Source organism: Sphingobacterium sp. NPDC055431, from assembly GCF_053644255.1.
Genome location: NZ_JBSHLH010000006.1, coordinates 71,254 through 87,756, shown reverse-complemented (window position 1 = coordinate 87,756; position 16,503 = coordinate 71,254). Strand labels below are relative to the sequence as shown.

The window sequence follows — 16,503 nt, the reverse complement described above, 5'->3', positions numbered from 1 at the left end:
TGATAATAATTGAAGGTTATAGACTAACTTCTAATCCGAAGGTGTAGGTTTTTCCGAAAGGAGTTTCCCAACCTCTTGTTCCAAACTGGTTAACCTCAGGGTCAGCCCATTTAAATTTAGAAGCGGTTAATAAATTAGTACCATTGAAGAAGATCCTAGCATTGCTAAATCCAATTTTGCTGACTACTGCACTTGGCAATCGATACGATACATTCACGTTTTTCAAGCGTAGGAATGATGCATCATAAAGGTGACGGGTGGAGCGTGTGATACCATCTTCTGGGTCATTTCCACTGACAAAAGGATAAAGTGCATCTGTGTTATCTGGTGTCCATACGTTCTGTATGGCGTAATATGAACGGATCCTTTCCCAGTAATAACCATCTTCTGCAACGTCTCTTGAGCCCGCATCAAATAATTTTCCGCCGATTTTATAAGTGAAGTTTAAGCCCAAAGAGAAACCTTTGTATTCTATATCGGTATTGAAACCTCCATATGCTTTAGGGATCGGAGAGCCAACGATAACCTGTTTTGCATCGCTTACCTTATTGGTAGCACCACGTCCGTTGTGCAAGAATTCTCCTTCTGTACCATCATTGGTATACCACATTGGCTTACCATTGCTTGGATCTACACCTGCCCATTCAGCCATGTAATATGAATACACATCTTCCCCTTCTTTGTACATGAATTGCACTCTTGAATCTCCACCTGTTGGGTCCCACCAAGTGATATCTTTACCGCCATAAAGTTTCGAAACTTTCGATTTCAGGAAAGAGGTATTGACATTAGCGGACCAACGGAAATCATCTTTTTTGATGAGGTCTCCACCTATTGAAATTTCAAGACCTTTATTGTTGATTTCCCCAACATTCAGAAGAGTAGAGTTAAATCCAGTTACTAAAGAGATGTTGACATCCTGTAATAGGTCTTTTGAATCTCTATTGAAATATTCAACGGTACCATAAAGTCTATTGTTGAACAAACCAAATTCAGCACCTACGTTGAAGGTATGGCTCTTTTCCCATTTCAAATCCTTGTCTGCAATGGTAGTCAAGATTCCACCTGGTTGGTCCATGTAGTTATATCCATACGAAGCCAAGGATCTCCAGCCGAAATTCGAAGTAGGAAGAGTTCCATTGGTACCATAGGAAGCTTTTAGTTTTAGGAGATTGATTTCTTCGATATCCGAAATGAAGCTCTCATTCTTTAGGTTCCATGCAGCAGACAGGGACCAGAAATTACCCCAACGGGTATCAGGGCCTAATCTGGAGTTACCGTCCCTTCTCAGGGATCCTGAAAGGAAATAAGTGTTTTTAAAGTTGTATTCAGCTCTAGAGAATACAGACATCATATTATTCCCCCACATATATGCATCAGCGTCTTTGATACCGGCAGTAGCTACGGTATGCAGCGAACTGGAAGGCAAGTTGGAACCACTTGCAAATTGATAATTTGTTTCATTCTTTTCAGCTTCAAATCCTACCAATAAATCTAAGGTATGTTCCGTAGCAAAGGTTTTGTTGTAATTCAAGGTTGAAGAAGAAATCAACTTCTTGTAATTCGTGCTGTACTCAAAAACAGTTCCGTTAGCTGTAGCACCATAAGTAGTATGGTAATGCAAAGGGCTATAATATAAATGATCCTTAACCTCGGCATTATCGTAGGAGAAGATGGTTTTACCGGTCAATTCCGGAAGGAATTTTACAGTCAAGGATGGAGCAGCAACAATACGAAGTGTCTTTGAATTATTTTCCCATTGTTTATCATAGTATAATGGGTTGTAACCTAAAGAATTATAGCGTGTTGTGTATTCTTTGCCTGTTTTGTAATCCGTAGGCCAATAGAAAGGGAACAATAGGTTGTTTGCAAGGTACATATAGTTTGTCCCTGTGTTACGCGTGTCATTGTAACCTTCCTTGTTGTTATGGTTTAAATTGAAGTTGGTGGCAAATTCGACTTTTTCAGAAAGTTTTTGGGAAAAATTCAATCGGCCGCCGATTCTTTCAAACTCATTGGTATAGGCTCTGCCTTTGTCGGTTGTATAAGACAAAGAAGAATAATATTTAGTTTTATCGCTAGCACCACTCACAGCAAGGTCATTGGTCTGATATTTTCCAGTGCGGAAAAGAGCGTCATTCCAATCAAAATATTGACCGTCTCTATTTTCAACACCGTCCGTTTTACCCTTGATGATAATTTTGTCATACAAGCCGGTTCCTTCGCTAGAGAATTCATAGCCGTGGATGCCGAATCTCGTATTCATACGGTTTAAGGCATATTGATTTGCCTGTTCTTGGGTATATCCGTTGGAGGTTCTGTAATCGTGGAAAATTTGGTAGAAGTACTGGATCTGTTCCTGAGGATTTCCAGGTTTGTAGTTGTCGGTCGCCCAATTAGGAGTTACGGCATAGGAGGTACGGAAATCGATTTTTGGTTTTCCGGCTTTTCCTGATTTGGTCGTAATGATCACTACCCCATTTGCTGCACGCGAACCATATAATGAAGCTGCCGCGGCATCTTTCAGAATTGAAATGGATTCGATGTCATTAGGGTTAATGGTGGCCATGATATTGTTGCTGCTTCCCGAAAGAGCTCCACTCATTTGGCCCACATTTCCAGAAACTACCGGTACTCCATCCACTACATATAAAGGTTCGTTGGAGGCGTTCATGGAACCAATTCCCCTAACCCGGATACTGGAGGTTGATCCAGCCTGGCCCGAAGTCGTATTGATCTGAACACCTGGTATGCGACCAGTTAAAGCTTGTTCGAAGGAGGTGACGGGAATGTCCTTTGCCTCTTTTTCATAATTTACGGTTGCTGCCGAACCTGTAAAGGAGCTCTTCTTGGCAGTACCATAAGCAACAACCATAACTTCATCGATGGCTTGGTCATCCTGATTTAAGGTGATGTTGATGGCTTTTCTTCCGTTCAGTGGGATTTCTTGGCTTGTGTATCCTATATAAGATACAACCAAGGTGGCATTGTGATCTGCATTTAGAGAAAACAAGCCATTCTCGTTGGTACTGGTACTGATTGTTGTTCCTTTCACAGATACAGTTACTCCAACGAGCGGAGTGCCATCTGATCCAGAAACTTTCCCAGCCACAGCGATTTGTTGCGCATTAACGACCTGCATAGACGTGCAAGCCACTACGCACAAAGTTGTGAGCAAGTGATGTTTCATAATTTTGGTAATTTGTTATTCTTAGGTAATCTGTTTTTCTAGGTAATGTGTTTTTTTGGTTTTTTTGTCCAATTTATATTTTTAAAATTCCAATTCCAGGACGGTTGGGAAGAATGCAATTCCCATCTCTTACCTGCATACCGTCGTAGATATCATTTGCAATCAATAAGGCCCCATCCAAATCTGCCCAATCCACTAATGGAGCTAACTGAGCTGCTGCGGTAATGGCACAGGAGGTTTCAGTCATACAACCCAACATCACTTTCATATCTAAAGAGCGGGCTAATTCAGCCATTCTTTTAGCTTCACGCATCCCTGTACATTTCATCAATTTGATGTTGATGCCTGTATAAACATCTTTTAGAGCCGGCACATCGGCAAGGCGTTGGCACCCTTCGTCTGCAATGGTAGGGATGGGAGAACGTTCAGTTAGCCAAGCATTTTCATCGATCATTTCCTTTGGCATCGGTTGTTCCAGGAAAACAACGTTTCTTTCTTTTAACCAATGGGACATTTCCAAAGCTTCTTCCTTGTTCTTCCAGCCTTGGTTGACATCGGCACATAAAGGGACATCCGTTACTGAACGGATCGTATCAATGATCATTTTGTCTGTATCTAGACCAAGTTTTACTTTCAAGATCTTGAATTGCTCAGCCTCAGCTACTTTTTTGCGGATCATTTCTTCCGTATCTATTCCAATGGTATAGGAAGTTGGCGGAATAAGATCAGGGTTTAATCCCCAGATTTTATAAAATGGCTGGCCCATTATTTTGCCTAATACATCGTGTAATGCGATATCGACAGCAGCTTTAGCTGCCGTGTTCTTAGCATCGACCTGATCGATGTATTGAAGGATTTCTTCGGTTTGGAAAGGGGAGTTGAACCTAGAAAGATCAATCTTGTTCAAGAAATTCATGACCGATTCCTGGGATTCCCCAAGGTAAGGGGGCATGCTTGCCTCGCCATAGCCAATAATGCCATCATATTCGAGTTCAGTCAAGACAACAGGGGTTGTTGATCGACTAAAAGAAGCTACGGTAAATACATGGCGTAGTTCAAGCGTATAGGGCTTGAAACGCAGGGTAAATTTCCCCATATTTTTGCTTTGCCACTCGTTGCTGTTCATGGTTATTTTTGGTTATAGTAAGGGTTTTCTTGTATTTTTTGCACTTGCTGATCTTTCACGCCGATATATCTTTTTGCTGCAACGACGGTCCTGGTCTGGAAGTCATCGTAGTTTGCGGCATCTTTCAACATGGAGTTGATACGAACGGTTCCTGCCGAATGTATGAATTCACCATTTCCAATATAAAGGGCAACGTGGGTAACACGCGCATTAGGATTGCTGTTTTTGCCAGAAGCAAAGAACAATAAATCAGCCGGTTTCAAGTTTTTAAGTGCTTTTTTAGCGTCGAAATGTCCGTCTTTATCTAGGATGTCAATTTTTTGACCAGCCAATACCTGCTGAGATGCATCTCTCGGGATGATGTAGCCATTCATGTAATAAGCAGTTTTGGTAAAACCACTGCAATCTACACCCTTAACAGATGTTCCGCCCCAAAGATAAGGTAGCCCCATCATGGTTTTGGCACTGCTGATCACATTGTCTGCCGTCAGTTCTCTTGAGCCTAACCATTTGTCGAATGTTAATGCTTCATCTTTTAGGATAAAGGCAATACGATTGTCGGGATAAGTTACTTTATAATAGTTACCTTCTTCAGCTAATAAGCCTAGGATATTTCCATAAACCAGGTCAGAAACCCGGACACTTTTTGGGTCAGCTTGAGAAAGTGATTTTCCAAATTCAGCTGTGTAGATTAATTTGGGAAGCTTTCTCCATTTTTCTAAAGCGGCATGATCCATTGCTGCAATAGAGGAGGCTGGAACATATGAAATATAGCCTTCAGGAGTTCTTGCTCTATATTCACCATCAACTTTTTGCAACAGGTCAACCTCTGTTCCAAGAATGGCCTGTGTTGCCATTTCAGAGGCGTTTCCTGGTTTTGTTCTAAAGTTTGCCACCGATAGATTGACGACTCCATGAACTTTTTGACCTACGGTAGAGTCTGGAAGGGCATTGATTCGGATCGTTGCAGGAATATTAGCTGTTTGAGACTTGATGAAGTTGCTGGCTTCAGCAACACTCGACTCAATGACATACTGATTATTGATCGCATTTGCTTGCGTAAGGGCAACGATTTTGGTTCGTTTATCCGGAGCAAATTGTTGTTTGGCGTCTTGTACGATCTGATCCACTTTTTTATAGATCGTGGAGTCTGTTTGTGCGAAAGAAATATTGTTCAAACAGAAAAATGTGCAGAATAGCGCAGTGATACGTATCATCATTCTAGTCTTTAATAATTGTTATCTTGGTAAAACCGCATAAATATGCGAAAAATAGACTGTAATTAAGCGTATTTTTACGTTTTTTCCAAATAATTAACTGGAAATAACGCATAATTTACAATTGTTTAATCCTTGTTCTTTGTAAATTGTATTCCTAATATTGTAATTACTATGCATTCAAGAAGAAAATTTATAAAACAAGGTATCATAGGGGCTGCCAGTATAGGTACAGTAGCTTCTGCTATTTCCTGTCAAGCGACAGAGAAATCCACGAAATTGGTTCGTAAACCTATTGTGATTTCCACTTGGGATTTTGGTGTTGCTGCCAATCAAGCTGCTTGGGAAATCCTGAAGAAAAATGGTCGGGCCCTTGATGCGGTCGAAGCAGGTGTGAAAATCCCTGAAGCCGATCTAAAGAATGTAACAGTGGGAAAAGGTGGTTATCCGGACCGTGATGGACATGTGACCTTGGATGCATGTATTATGGATGAGCTTGGTAATTGTGGTTCAGTGGCGGCGATGGAAGATATTGCCCATCCTATCTCGGTAGCGAGATTAGTGATGGAAAAAACGCCACATGTGATGTTGGTTGGTGCCGGAGCAAGGCAATTTGCACTGGAGAATGGATTCCAGGCCGAGAATTTATTGACCCCCAGTTCTGAGGAAGCTTGGAAAGAGTGGTTAAAGGAAAAGAACTACAAACCGGTCATGAACATTGAAAATAAATCATTTGCCACGGAAAGACTGCCGGGAAACAAATATAACCATGATACCATAGGCATGTTGGCCCTAGATGCTGACGGTAATCTTTCTGGAGCCTGCACTACCAGTGGCATGGCTTTTAAAATGCATGGCCGAGTAGGCGACAGTCCAATTATCGGAGCAGGTCTATATGTTGATAATGAGGTTGGAGGAGCTACTTCAACCGGTGTGGGAGAGGAAGTGATCCGGAATGTAGGTAGTTTTCTGGTGGTAGAATTAATGCGTCAAGGTTATTCCCCTGAAGATGCCTGCAAGGAAGCGGTTATGAGGATCGTCAAGAAAAAACCTGAAATTGCCAAAGATATTCAGGTAGGATTTTTAGCCTTAAATAAAAATGGTGAATATGGTTCGTATGCATTGCAAGATGGATTTACTTTTGCCATCTGTGATGAAAAACAACAAGATCTGATAGAAAAAGGTAAGTTCCATTACAAGCCGAAATAAGAAATTTTTATAAAAGGTGCTAGGCAGAAACATTATTTGTTTCTGCCTTTTTTTGTCCTCTTAATAAAGGCTTAAAAGCTTGTTCAATTTGCTAATTCCTTGGTTTTTATCTTGTTGCTTAACATAGAGTTTAACCAAAGCCTCATTAGTAATATATTCTTAATATCTTTTTAATTAAACTGTATTAATTCAAAGGTAAATTTGGTGGTGAATTCAAAATTAAAACTCAGGAAAAGTCTTGATTTTGAGCCAAACTTATTATGATGAGAAATAATTGGTTTTTATATAATAAATATTAAGTTAATGATTAAGAGGTTATTCTTTGTTCTCGCAGTTGCGTTATTGTTTTTGGGTTCATGTCGGAAAGACTTCAGTAATATCCAAGTTAAGCAAGAACAATCTGTTTTGTTTACCAGTAAGATTACTGGCCAGGTTCAGACCCGTATGTCAGGTACGCAATGGGATGAAAAGGATTCCATTTCAATTTTTATGTATCAGGGAGAGGCTCTGACAGCAGGCAATGTGATACCTGCGGGGTTCAATAAACAGTTTATAACGCAAAGGAACGGGAATTTTTCTCCCAAAACATCGGCAGACGCCATAGATTTTCCCAAGGATAAGCAAGTTAAGTTTGTTGCATTTTATCCTTTTCAACGAAGATCTGATCTGCAGAGGGAATTGAACATATCCAATCAGCAACAACAGGCTACCATTGATTATATGATTGGGCACAGTGCTAATGCCATGGGCTATCAGCAGGGGCCAGTTCAATTGAATTTTGAAAGACTGATGGCCAAGATCCAGGTTCGAGTAAAAGGAGCGGGGATCAATGCGGTTACTGCAAAAATAAGGTCTTTACTGACGGAAGCAATTTTTCAAATTGATCAGTCTCAGTTAAACCCTAGTCAAGTCTCCAAGGACGTGGAGGGTAAGGTCCTGTCTACAGGACAAGAAACGGTAATCGAATGGGTCATTTTTCCTGGAAAATTGAGTGGTCAATCTGTAATGGTGTTTACTAGTAATAAAGGAGATCGTTATACCTGGGAAATTGGCAAGTTGGCAACAGATTATGTGCGGGGAAATAGATACCAGTATAGTATCGATTTGACTGATGATGGTACGGTGGATCCAAACCCGACTGTCTCTTATATGGAATTGCCAGTCATTTCAAATTCAGCAGACCTTGAATATAATTTTAAGATGACTCCTGATCGTTCCAAACGAAATTTTTCAATGCTTTACGACAAGAAAAATAGGATTGCTCACTGGGTGGCCTATCCATTGAGTGGTGACTATTTAGGGGGGCAGTCCCGTACGGACAATTGGGCCTATGACCCTAGCTTTTCCAACTTTACTCAACCTTTATTATCAAGAGGTTTTGGAATCGGAGGAATAGACCGTGGTCATCAGATCCCGAGTGCAGATAGGACAAAGAATTATGCCGAAAACTCCACGACATTTTATTATACCAATATGACTGCTCAGAACAGCTCATTGAACCAGGGGCTGTGGGCAAGATTGGAAAATCAGATCCGTTCTTGGGCAAGGAATTCGGGGGTGGATACCATGTATGTAGTAACAGGAGCCGGAATCAGGGATGGCAATGCTCCTGTAGAATATGTGAAGGATAATAGAGGTGAGGATGTTGCAAAACCAAAATATTACTATAAGGCTTTGGCCGTAAAAAGGGGGCAGGATTATTATACCATAGGTTTCTATATGGAAAATAAGGCTACGCAGGCCAGTGCCCATTTTAACAGTTATCGAATGACTGTAGCTGAATTGGAAAGGAAGACTGGACATCGCTTTTTTCCGGGGCTTCCGGAAGCGACAAAAAGCATGATCAATAATGCGATCTGGAGATAGGACTTACTATAAATCAAATAAATAAATTACAATGAAAACAAAACAATTATTAGCTGCAACCCTGGCGTTTATCGCCTTGGTATCTTCTTGTAAAAAAGATGATTACAGGAAGTTGGAGAAAACCAATCCATCGGAAGTTAAGTTCACTTCTAGGATTCTAGGTACAACTGCAACAAAAGCAAATGGAAATGCGTGGGATGCAAATGATGAAATTGGTGTATTTATGAAGCAAGGTACAGGATTGTCAAATATCTTGGCGGCGAACAAAAAATACATCACCAATGGAAACGGGAACTTTACGGCAACGGGAGGTGATATCATCAATTATCCTGAAACTGGACAGGTAGATTTTATTGCGTATTATCCTTATTCAACTGCGATAAATGGAACAAGATTAGATTTTAATGTTACGGATCAGAGCAATTTAGCGAAGATTGATGTGATGTATTCAGACAATGCAAAGAATTTGGGGAAAAATTCGGGTCCTGCAAGTTTGGAATTTGCACATAAGCTGACAAAAATCGAGTTGATTGTTAAGGCTGGAACTGGTGTGAACAATTTAACAGGTTTAAGAGCAGCTTATAATAATGTACCTACCGTTTCAAGTATGGAACTTTCGACAGGAGCTATCGCAGCAGGAACTAGCAATGCAAATATCAACGCGAAGGTTACAGCTCAAAATGCGGATCAATTTGTTGAAGCTATCTTAATTCCTTCTGATTATAGTGCTAAAGAGGTTGTGTTTACAGTTGGATCTGATAATTATAAATGGACTTTACCGGCAAACTTGAACTATGAAGCTGGTAAGAAATACACTTATAATATCACTCTTCAGGTAGGCGGATTAGTTGCCGTTACTGGAAATGCGATTATCACAGATTGGACCTCAGTTACTGGTGGAACACATACTATTGGCAAAGATGGTGGTACAGTTACTCCTCCAACTCCTACTGGTGTTGAACAAACTATTTTTGAAGAAACTTTTGGTGATATCTCAATGGATGATAGGTCTAAAAGGTTTAGAATCGGTCAGTATACAGGATTTTATAATAAGACCGTAAGTTATTCAGATCTGTATACTGCAGAATATGCCGACATCCGTAGGACCACTACCATGGATGCCCATGTTTGGTTGCCAGCAAATAGAACCACAGGGTTAAAGATCCAAAACATTAATACAACTGGCTTTACTAATTTAAAACTGACCTATTCAATGGCTTCAAATCGTCCTGGACAGAAGGTGGAGAATGTGAAAGTTAAAATCAATGGTCAAGAAATGCAACAACCTGGCGTATTGGGAGGTCAAAATTCTTTCTCTACTCAAACTATTAACACAGGTATTCCTGCAGCTCCGATCACTATTGAATTTGATGCGATTTCAGCATTAAATGAGGGTGGTTATCGTATCGATAATATCAAATTAGTAGGAACAAAATAATCATTTTAATCAAGGTTGGGGGATAAAATTCCCCTTCCTTGTTCAATGAAACCTTTCGAATATTAAAGAATATGCAAAGGATTTTTTCCATAATCTTTTTGTTGACTTGCTTTTGTGTAGCCGTCTTGGGGCAGGAAGGAATTCAACTATCAGGTAAGGTGGTCCACAGCCGCACGAAAATCCCCTTGGTGGGTGTTTCGGTTTACCTGGAACAGAACAAGATGAACAGCAGCAGCAACGAGGAAGGGGAGTTTGTCTTTGTCAACTTGAAATCCGGACCTGAAAAATTAATCATTCAGTCAGCTGGATTTAGAAACTATGAGATGGAATTTGAAATTAAGGATTCCAGTTTCATGAGATTGGAGGATATAGAATTGGTTGCTGAAAATCAGATCGATGTGCAGACCGTTCTGGGTGTGATAGATGATGATATCATTTCCTCGGAAGGGGACATGAGCTCACAAGATATTCAGGCATCCGTTATTCTCTCCAATGACCTTTACCTGAATAAAGTAGGGTTTAAGCTCTTTCCTTATCGTTTTAGGGTTCGTGGATACGACCCACATTACGAACAGATCTATATCAACGGCATTTTGGCGAATGACCAATACCGCCGAGTTTTTAATTATGCTTCAATCGGAGCGTTAAATGACCTGACCCGAAATGGGGATGTGGTCAATTACAATCAAATAGGAACATACACTTTCGGAACCATTGGAGGTTCTGAAAACATCAATATGCGAGCAAGCTCCTATGCAAAGGGAGGGAAGCTCACACTGTCCTACACGAATAGGAACTATTATGCACGCTCCATGTTCAGTTATTCAACAGGGCTAAATGAAAAAGGTTGGGCATTTACGGGTGCTATCGGTGGTAGGTTTTCTGATAAGGGATTTATTCCGGGGACATCCTATAGAAACTTTTCCTATGCATTGTCGATGGAAAAACAATGGCAGGGCGGCGATCATTCGCTTTCCGTGCTCAGCTTTGGTTCACCAGTAGTTCGGGGCCAACAAGGATCCTCTTTTCAGGAGGTCTATGACTTGGTCGGTGATAATCTATATAATCCAAATTGGGGCTATCAAAATGGTAAGATCCGTAATTCAAGAATGGTCCATGCCTATGATCCGACCTTGGTCATTTCCCATCGCTGGAAAATTGATGACAGGAGCAGTTTGACCTCTGGAGGTATTATACATTATGGTCGATACAGTAATTCGGCATTGAACTGGTATAACGCCATGGATCCACGACCTGATTATTATCGTTATTTGCCCTCCAATTTTTCAAGGTTTACCCCTAGACTTGACATGAGGACTATCGAACAGTATACCCAGCTTTGGAAATCTAGGGACCCTAAGGTCACCCAGTTGAACTGGGAAGAAATGTACCGTCAGAATCTGAACCCCGAGAATATTAGAAAAACGAACGGTGCTGCTTTGTACACCTTGGAACGCAGGCATTCTGACCTGATGGAAGGGACAGTGAACATAACATTCAATAAGCTTTATCAAAATAATTTTAATCTAACAGCAGGTATTGAGGCTAGAAAGACGAGATCATACCAGTATAAGACCATAGATGATCTGCTGGGAGCCGACCATGTCGTTGATCTAGACAAGTTTGCCGAACGGGAGAATCCAGGTAATGAAAATGTCAAGCAAAATGACCTTCTTTTTCCCAACCGAAAAGTTTATGAGGGCGATATTTTCGGCTATGATTACGATATAGATATTCAGGCTGTGAATGCATGGTTGAGCAATGGTTTTCAATCCAGGAATTTAGAGTTTTATTACGGAACAAAAATCAGCTATACCGATTTTCGTCGGGTTGGAAATATGAGGAACGGCCGGTTCCCTGACCATTCGTATGGGAAAGGTCCTAAATATGACTTTGTGGATTTTACGGTAAAAGCTGGCCTGACCTATAAGTTTGATGGCCGGAATTTCCTTTCTGCCAATTCTGCCTATATCACAGAGCCACCAGCTCCCGATCGATCATATGTGATGCCGCGGGTTACAGACCGCGTCGTTAAAGGACTTTCTAGTGGCAGGATCCTCCATAATGATATCAATTATGTTTTTTCCTTGCCGCATCTATCTGGGCGGCTGTCACTCTTCCAGACTAATTTCTATGATCATTTGGAACGGATGAATTATTACCATGATTCCCAGCGGACCTTTGTCTTTCACAACCTAAGTGGAGTTGATCGAAAACATCGAGGAATAGAGGCAAGTGTAACCTATAGTCTGAACCAAAACTGGAATTTCGATTTTATTGGTACCCTAGCTGAATATTACTATAGCAACAATCCCATGGGGACCATGAACTCAGAAAATGGCCTTATGGTGAATTTGGAGGAGAAAGTTTACATGAAGAACCTCTTTGTCTCTGGAACGCCACAGGCGGCCGGAATCTTTGCTGCCAGGTATTTCTACGATTACTGGTTCCTCGAGATGAGTGGGAATCTTGTCAGCTGGAACTACATGTCCTCTGCTGCTTTGAGGAGAATGGCTTCAGTATATTCCACGGTGAACCCCTATCAAGAAAGTTATGAATCATATAGGAAATTGACAAGCCAAGAGAGGCTGAAAGGAAATTTTACCTTGGATGCCTCGGTTGGGAAGTTGATCTACCTTCGGAACCGACGTGCCTTGAACTTCAATCTGTCGATTATGAACTTACTGAACCAAAAAAATGTTGGGACTGGCGGTTATGAACAAGGTAGGTTGGACCTAGTATATCCAGATAGGTTCAATTCTCGATATTTCTATATGCAGGGTTTCAATGTGTTTTTTAATACAAGTTATAGGTTTTAATAAAGTTATTAGATGAAAAATATTAGGTTAATCTATTTGTTCTTATTCAGCATGCTTTTATTGGCATGTGAACGCGAGTATACCCCACCACCTTTGACTGAACCGGTCTATAAGGGGAAACCGGATAACATCAGTATAAAACAGTTAAAAGAACGATTTAAGGATATTAAGGATCCGGTATTTTTGGAGGAGGAATTAATCATAAAAGGGATTGTGACTGCAAATGATGAATCTGGCAACATCTATAAGCAAATCTATGTACAGGATGGAACGGCAGGCATTTATTTAGGCGTGGAACAAAATTCGGTCTATGTGACCTATCAGGTTGGTCAGGAAGTTTATGTGAACCTTAAGGACTTATATATCTTAAAGTATGGTGGTGAATTGCAGATCGGTTTGGGGACCACCAATGCCAATAGGATTTCCTGGCAGAGTTTTCAGGATAAGGTCAAGATGAATTCATGGCCAAACCCAGCGAATGTAAAATATAAAGAAATATCGTTTGATAAACTGACGGACGATCTGGTCCATCAAATCGTTGAAGTAAGGGACATACGTTTTGTCAATGGCGGAAAAAGGACCTTTTCGGAAAAAAATGCCACCAGCAATGAGGAAATAAGGGATCAGGATGGGAAAGTGCTGGTTGTTCGGACGAGTAATTATTCGAATTTTTCCCAGGACCTATTGCCTAGGGGGATCGGTAGCCTTATTGGGATATTAGGAAGGTTCAATGGTACCTGGCAGCTTTTGTTGCGGACAAAGGCCGATGTTCTGAGTTTTAGTGGAGAAAATCCGGAAGAGGTCAAACCGACTGCCGGCAGTTTTTTCAAAGAAACCTTTGGACAGGGAACCTATCCATCAGGAAATCGACCAAAAATCAATGATTTTAAAGATTTTGACATGAAGCCTCCGGTTCAATATAAGGAAGATGCGAGTATTGCCGATGTTAGAAGTATATCGGGAGGAAATGGTGCCCACATCTGGTTGCCAGCCAATAGAGATGCTACTGTAGAGATTTCCGGAATCAATTCCCAAGGTAAAGGCGAAGTGACCTTAAGCTATCAACTGACAGCAAACCTGTTTGATGCATCTGCATCGGCGGACCTTAACCAAATCCAGGTCAAGGTCAATGGGCAATTGATGTCAGTCCCAAGTAAGCCTATATCGAATGCTGCGGGGGACAACAACAAATGGTTTACCATCAGTATTCCTAAGATTCCACAAGCCAATAATTTGAGGATTGAGTTTGTTTCCAACTCTGCTAACAACAAAATTGGCTTTAGGTTAGATAATATAGAATTGGTGGGTGCGGATTCAGGAAATGGAGGAAAGAAAGAAATCATTATTCCTCAATTGAAATAACAGATATGTTTAGTATTCAAAATAGAAAATACCTTCTGTTATTTCTTTTTGCAGCACTATGGTTGAACGGCCTCAGTCAGCACAGGAAATATTCTGTATATCCCATTGCATTCTATAATGTAGAGAACCTATTTGATACAGAAAGAGATACTAGTATCCAAGATGAGGAATTTACACCAAAAGGCGGGATGAACTGGACCCAGGACAAGTACTGGAAAAAGCAGGAGAAAATTGCTTCTGTGTTGAGCAGTATCGGAAGGAAATATGGTAAATCAGGGCCCGTAATTATTGGACTATCTGAAATTGAGAACAGGAGGGTAATAAATGACCTCATCAAGCAAAGTGCTATAAAAGATAATGGTTATGAAGTTGTACATTACGAATCTCCAGACCGTCGAGGAATCGATGTTGCAATGCTCTACAATCCCAAGCTTTTTCGTTTAGTTCATGCCCAGATATTGCCTTACCATATTGAAAGTAGGCCGGAATACGTTACTCGAGATATTTTAATGGTCAAGGGGGTAATTGCCAATGAGATGGTCCACGTATTCATTAACCATTGGCCTTCCAGGTTTGGGTCCAAATCCTCTGAACTTCGCGAGCATGCTGCTGGCATAGTCAGAAACGCTGTGGATTCCATTTACAGGAAAAATCATAAAGCAAAGATCATCATCATGGGTGACCTCAATGACGACCCTGTTGATATCAGCGTAAAGGAGATTTTAGGAGCAAAACGCTATAGTGAAAATGTAAGGCCAGGGGAATTGTACAATACTATGTTTAAGCATTATACACAAGGTATTGGAACATTAGGATATCTTGCCAAATGGAGCCTTTTTGACCAGATTATTATTTCGGAGCCACTATTAGGAGATGATAGGAGCAGTTTGAAATTCTGGAAATCTGAAATCTATAATCCCGATTATTTAATTACCAAGGACGGTCGGTACAAAGGATATCCCTTAAGGACGTTTTCTGGTAATCTATTCCAGAATGGATATTCCGATCACTTTCCCGTATTAATTTATTTGTTAAAAGAGTTAGATTGAATAAAAAAATGAACAACAGGAGAAAATGTTTTCAGAAAAGTTTTACAATAGGATTTGTCCTGTTATTTAGTGTTTTATTAGCCTCGTGCAGCAAAACGGACCTTCAAGGAAGGCAAGTAGTTTCCAAGACTGTTATGGTCTATATGTCAGCAAACAACAACTTAGCTCCGGAAGCTTACGCAAATATCAATCAGATGGAGGCCGGCTATGCAGATTTTGGAGGGAAATTATTAGTTTATGCCAAGGTCTTTGGCCAAAATCCCAAGATTTACGAAATCGTTCATGATGATACCCCACAGATTGTCAGTAAGGTTTTAAAAGATTATCCTGAACACAATGCCTCAGATCCAAATATCATGAGAATGATATTTGAAGATATGGAGCAACTCGGAAAGGCAGAAAGTTATGCGGCCATACTATGGTCCCATGCTACCAATTGGTATCCTGGGAACTCGAAAATGGCAAAAGTCAAATCATTTGGAGACGATAATGGGGAGACCATGGATGTAATGGACCTAAAAAGAGCTTTGCCAAGGAATTTAGAATATTTGATTTTTGATGCCTGCTCCATGGGTTCTGTGGAGGTTCTGTATGAATTAAAAGATATTGTTCCCTATGTATTAGCTTCCCCAACAGAGGTCATCAGTGTTGGTCTGCCATATGACAAGATCATTGAACATTTTTTTGATAAGAATGTGGAAAAAGGACTCATAAAGGCAGCACAGCTTTACTTTGATTTTTACAATAACCAGAAGGGATTGTTCCGTTCAGCTAGTTATTCCTTAATAAATATGAAAGAGATGACCAATTTGGCTAAGGCCATGGAAAGTGTTATCCAAACTGGAAAATATGGGCAAGTTTCCAGGAATGATGTGCAGAGGTTGGATCTTGATCCGAATATGGTTTCTACCGTACCTGCATTTGATCTTTTGGATTTCTGCGAGAAAAATTATTCGAAGGAACATGTAGCCATGATTAAGAGTCAAATCGATCGAACTGTCCTCTTTAAGGTTGCAACCCCTCAATTTTTAGGAACAGCAATTAATTCTTTCTCTGGGGTGTCCTGTTATATTCCTGCACAATCTGAGAATGAATTTGCTAAATATTATCAAGGATTAGCTTGGAATTCAGCTTCATCCTATTTTAAACTATTCCATTGGATATCATAAATATCACATAATTACTACTTGTTTTTTTAAAGGAGTTCATAGGATACTATGGCTCCTT

10 protein-coding genes are annotated in these 16,503 nt (G+C 40.5%); 7 read left to right on the top strand and 3 right to left on the bottom strand.

The features are described from left to right. Positions 1–16: 16 nt before the first annotated feature. The 3 genes from ACWIB3_RS07960 to ACWIB3_RS07950 all read right to left on the bottom strand — a co-directional run bounded on the left by ACWIB3_RS07960 (position 17) and on the right by ACWIB3_RS07950 (position 5,536). Positions 17–3,190, bottom strand: coding sequence for a SusC/RagA family TonB-linked outer membrane protein (locus ACWIB3_RS07960; protein WP_185218250.1), 3,174 nt, complete (start codon positions 3,188–3,190; stop codon positions 17–19). A 73-nt stretch (positions 3,191–3,263) separates the two neighbouring features. Further along, entirely contained in the window at positions 3,264–4,316 is a 1,053-nt protein-coding gene (locus tag ACWIB3_RS07955; protein WP_185210575.1) for a dipeptide epimerase, read from the bottom strand. A 2-nt stretch (positions 4,317–4,318) separates the two neighbouring features. Beyond that, positions 4,319–5,536, bottom strand: a complete 1,218-nt coding sequence (locus tag ACWIB3_RS07950) for a C40 family peptidase (protein ID WP_313260021.1) — start codon at positions 5,534–5,536, stop codon at positions 4,319–4,321. A gap of 171 nt (positions 5,537–5,707) precedes the next feature. On the opposite strand from ACWIB3_RS07950, the gene ACWIB3_RS07945 reads away from it, so the two are divergent. The 7 genes from ACWIB3_RS07945 (at position 5,708) to ACWIB3_RS07915 (ending at position 16,445) form a co-directional block, all read left to right on the top strand. Further along, positions 5,708–6,742, top strand: coding sequence for a N(4)-(beta-N-acetylglucosaminyl)-L-asparaginase (locus ACWIB3_RS07945; protein WP_454291320.1), 1,035 nt, complete (start codon positions 5,708–5,710; stop codon positions 6,740–6,742). Between the two features lie 303 nt (positions 6,743–7,045). Then, complete coding sequence (locus ACWIB3_RS07940; protein ID WP_454291319.1) at positions 7,046–8,608, top strand: DNA/RNA non-specific endonuclease; 1,563 nt, start codon at positions 7,046–7,048, stop codon at positions 8,606–8,608. Between the two features lie 31 nt (positions 8,609–8,639). Next, positions 8,640–10,046, top strand: coding sequence for a fimbrillin family protein (locus ACWIB3_RS07935; protein WP_454291318.1), 1,407 nt, complete (start codon positions 8,640–8,642; stop codon positions 10,044–10,046). Positions 10,047–10,117: 71 nt separating this feature from the next. Beyond that, complete coding sequence (locus ACWIB3_RS07930) at positions 10,118–12,865, top strand: carboxypeptidase-like regulatory domain-containing protein (RefSeq protein ID WP_454291317.1); 2,748 nt, start codon at positions 10,118–10,120, stop codon at positions 12,863–12,865. A 12-nt stretch (positions 12,866–12,877) separates the two neighbouring features. Beyond that, positions 12,878–14,227 (top strand): DUF5689 domain-containing protein, encoded by a 1,350-nt coding sequence (locus ACWIB3_RS07925; protein WP_454291316.1) that lies wholly within the window; start codon positions 12,878–12,880, stop codon positions 14,225–14,227. Between the two features lie 5 nt (positions 14,228–14,232). After that, the gene (locus tag ACWIB3_RS07920; RefSeq protein WP_254529751.1) at positions 14,233–15,276 is read left to right on the top strand and encodes an endonuclease/exonuclease/phosphatase family protein; all 1,044 of its coding nucleotides are present in this window, start codon (positions 14,233–14,235) and stop codon (positions 15,274–15,276) included. Between the two features lie 143 nt (positions 15,277–15,419). After that, entirely contained in the window at positions 15,420–16,445 is a 1,026-nt protein-coding gene (locus tag ACWIB3_RS07915) for a clostripain-related cysteine peptidase (RefSeq protein WP_454291315.1), read from the top strand. Positions 16,446–16,503: the final 58 nt, after the last annotated feature.

Excerpts from the sequence above, each read along its gene's own strand:
- ACWIB3_RS07930 (WP_454291317.1), top strand. The coding sequence starts at position 10,118 with ATGCAAAGGATTTTTTCCATAATCTTTTTGTTGACTTGCTTTTGTGTA.
- ACWIB3_RS07960 (WP_185218250.1), bottom strand. The coding sequence starts at position 3,190 with ATGAAACATCACTTGCTCACAACTTTGTGCGTAGTGGCTTGCACGTCT.
- ACWIB3_RS07945 (WP_454291320.1), top strand. The coding sequence starts at position 5,708 with ATGCATTCAAGAAGAAAATTTATAAAACAAGGTATCATAGGGGCTGCC.
- ACWIB3_RS07925 (WP_454291316.1), top strand. The coding sequence starts at position 12,878 with ATGAAAAATATTAGGTTAATCTATTTGTTCTTATTCAGCATGCTTTTA.
- ACWIB3_RS07950 (WP_313260021.1), bottom strand. The coding sequence starts at position 5,536 with ATGATGATACGTATCACTGCGCTATTCTGCACATTTTTCTGTTTGAAC.
- ACWIB3_RS07955 (WP_185210575.1), bottom strand. The coding sequence starts at position 4,316 with ATGAACAGCAACGAGTGGCAAAGCAAAAATATGGGGAAATTTACCCTG.
- ACWIB3_RS07935 (WP_454291318.1), top strand. The coding sequence starts at position 8,640 with ATGAAAACAAAACAATTATTAGCTGCAACCCTGGCGTTTATCGCCTTG.
- ACWIB3_RS07920 (WP_254529751.1), top strand. The coding sequence starts at position 14,233 with ATGTTTAGTATTCAAAATAGAAAATACCTTCTGTTATTTCTTTTTGCA.
- ACWIB3_RS07915 (WP_454291315.1), top strand. The coding sequence starts at position 15,420 with ATGTCAGCAAACAACAACTTAGCTCCGGAAGCTTACGCAAATATCAAT.
- ACWIB3_RS07940 (WP_454291319.1), top strand. The coding sequence starts at position 7,046 with ATGATTAAGAGGTTATTCTTTGTTCTCGCAGTTGCGTTATTGTTTTTG.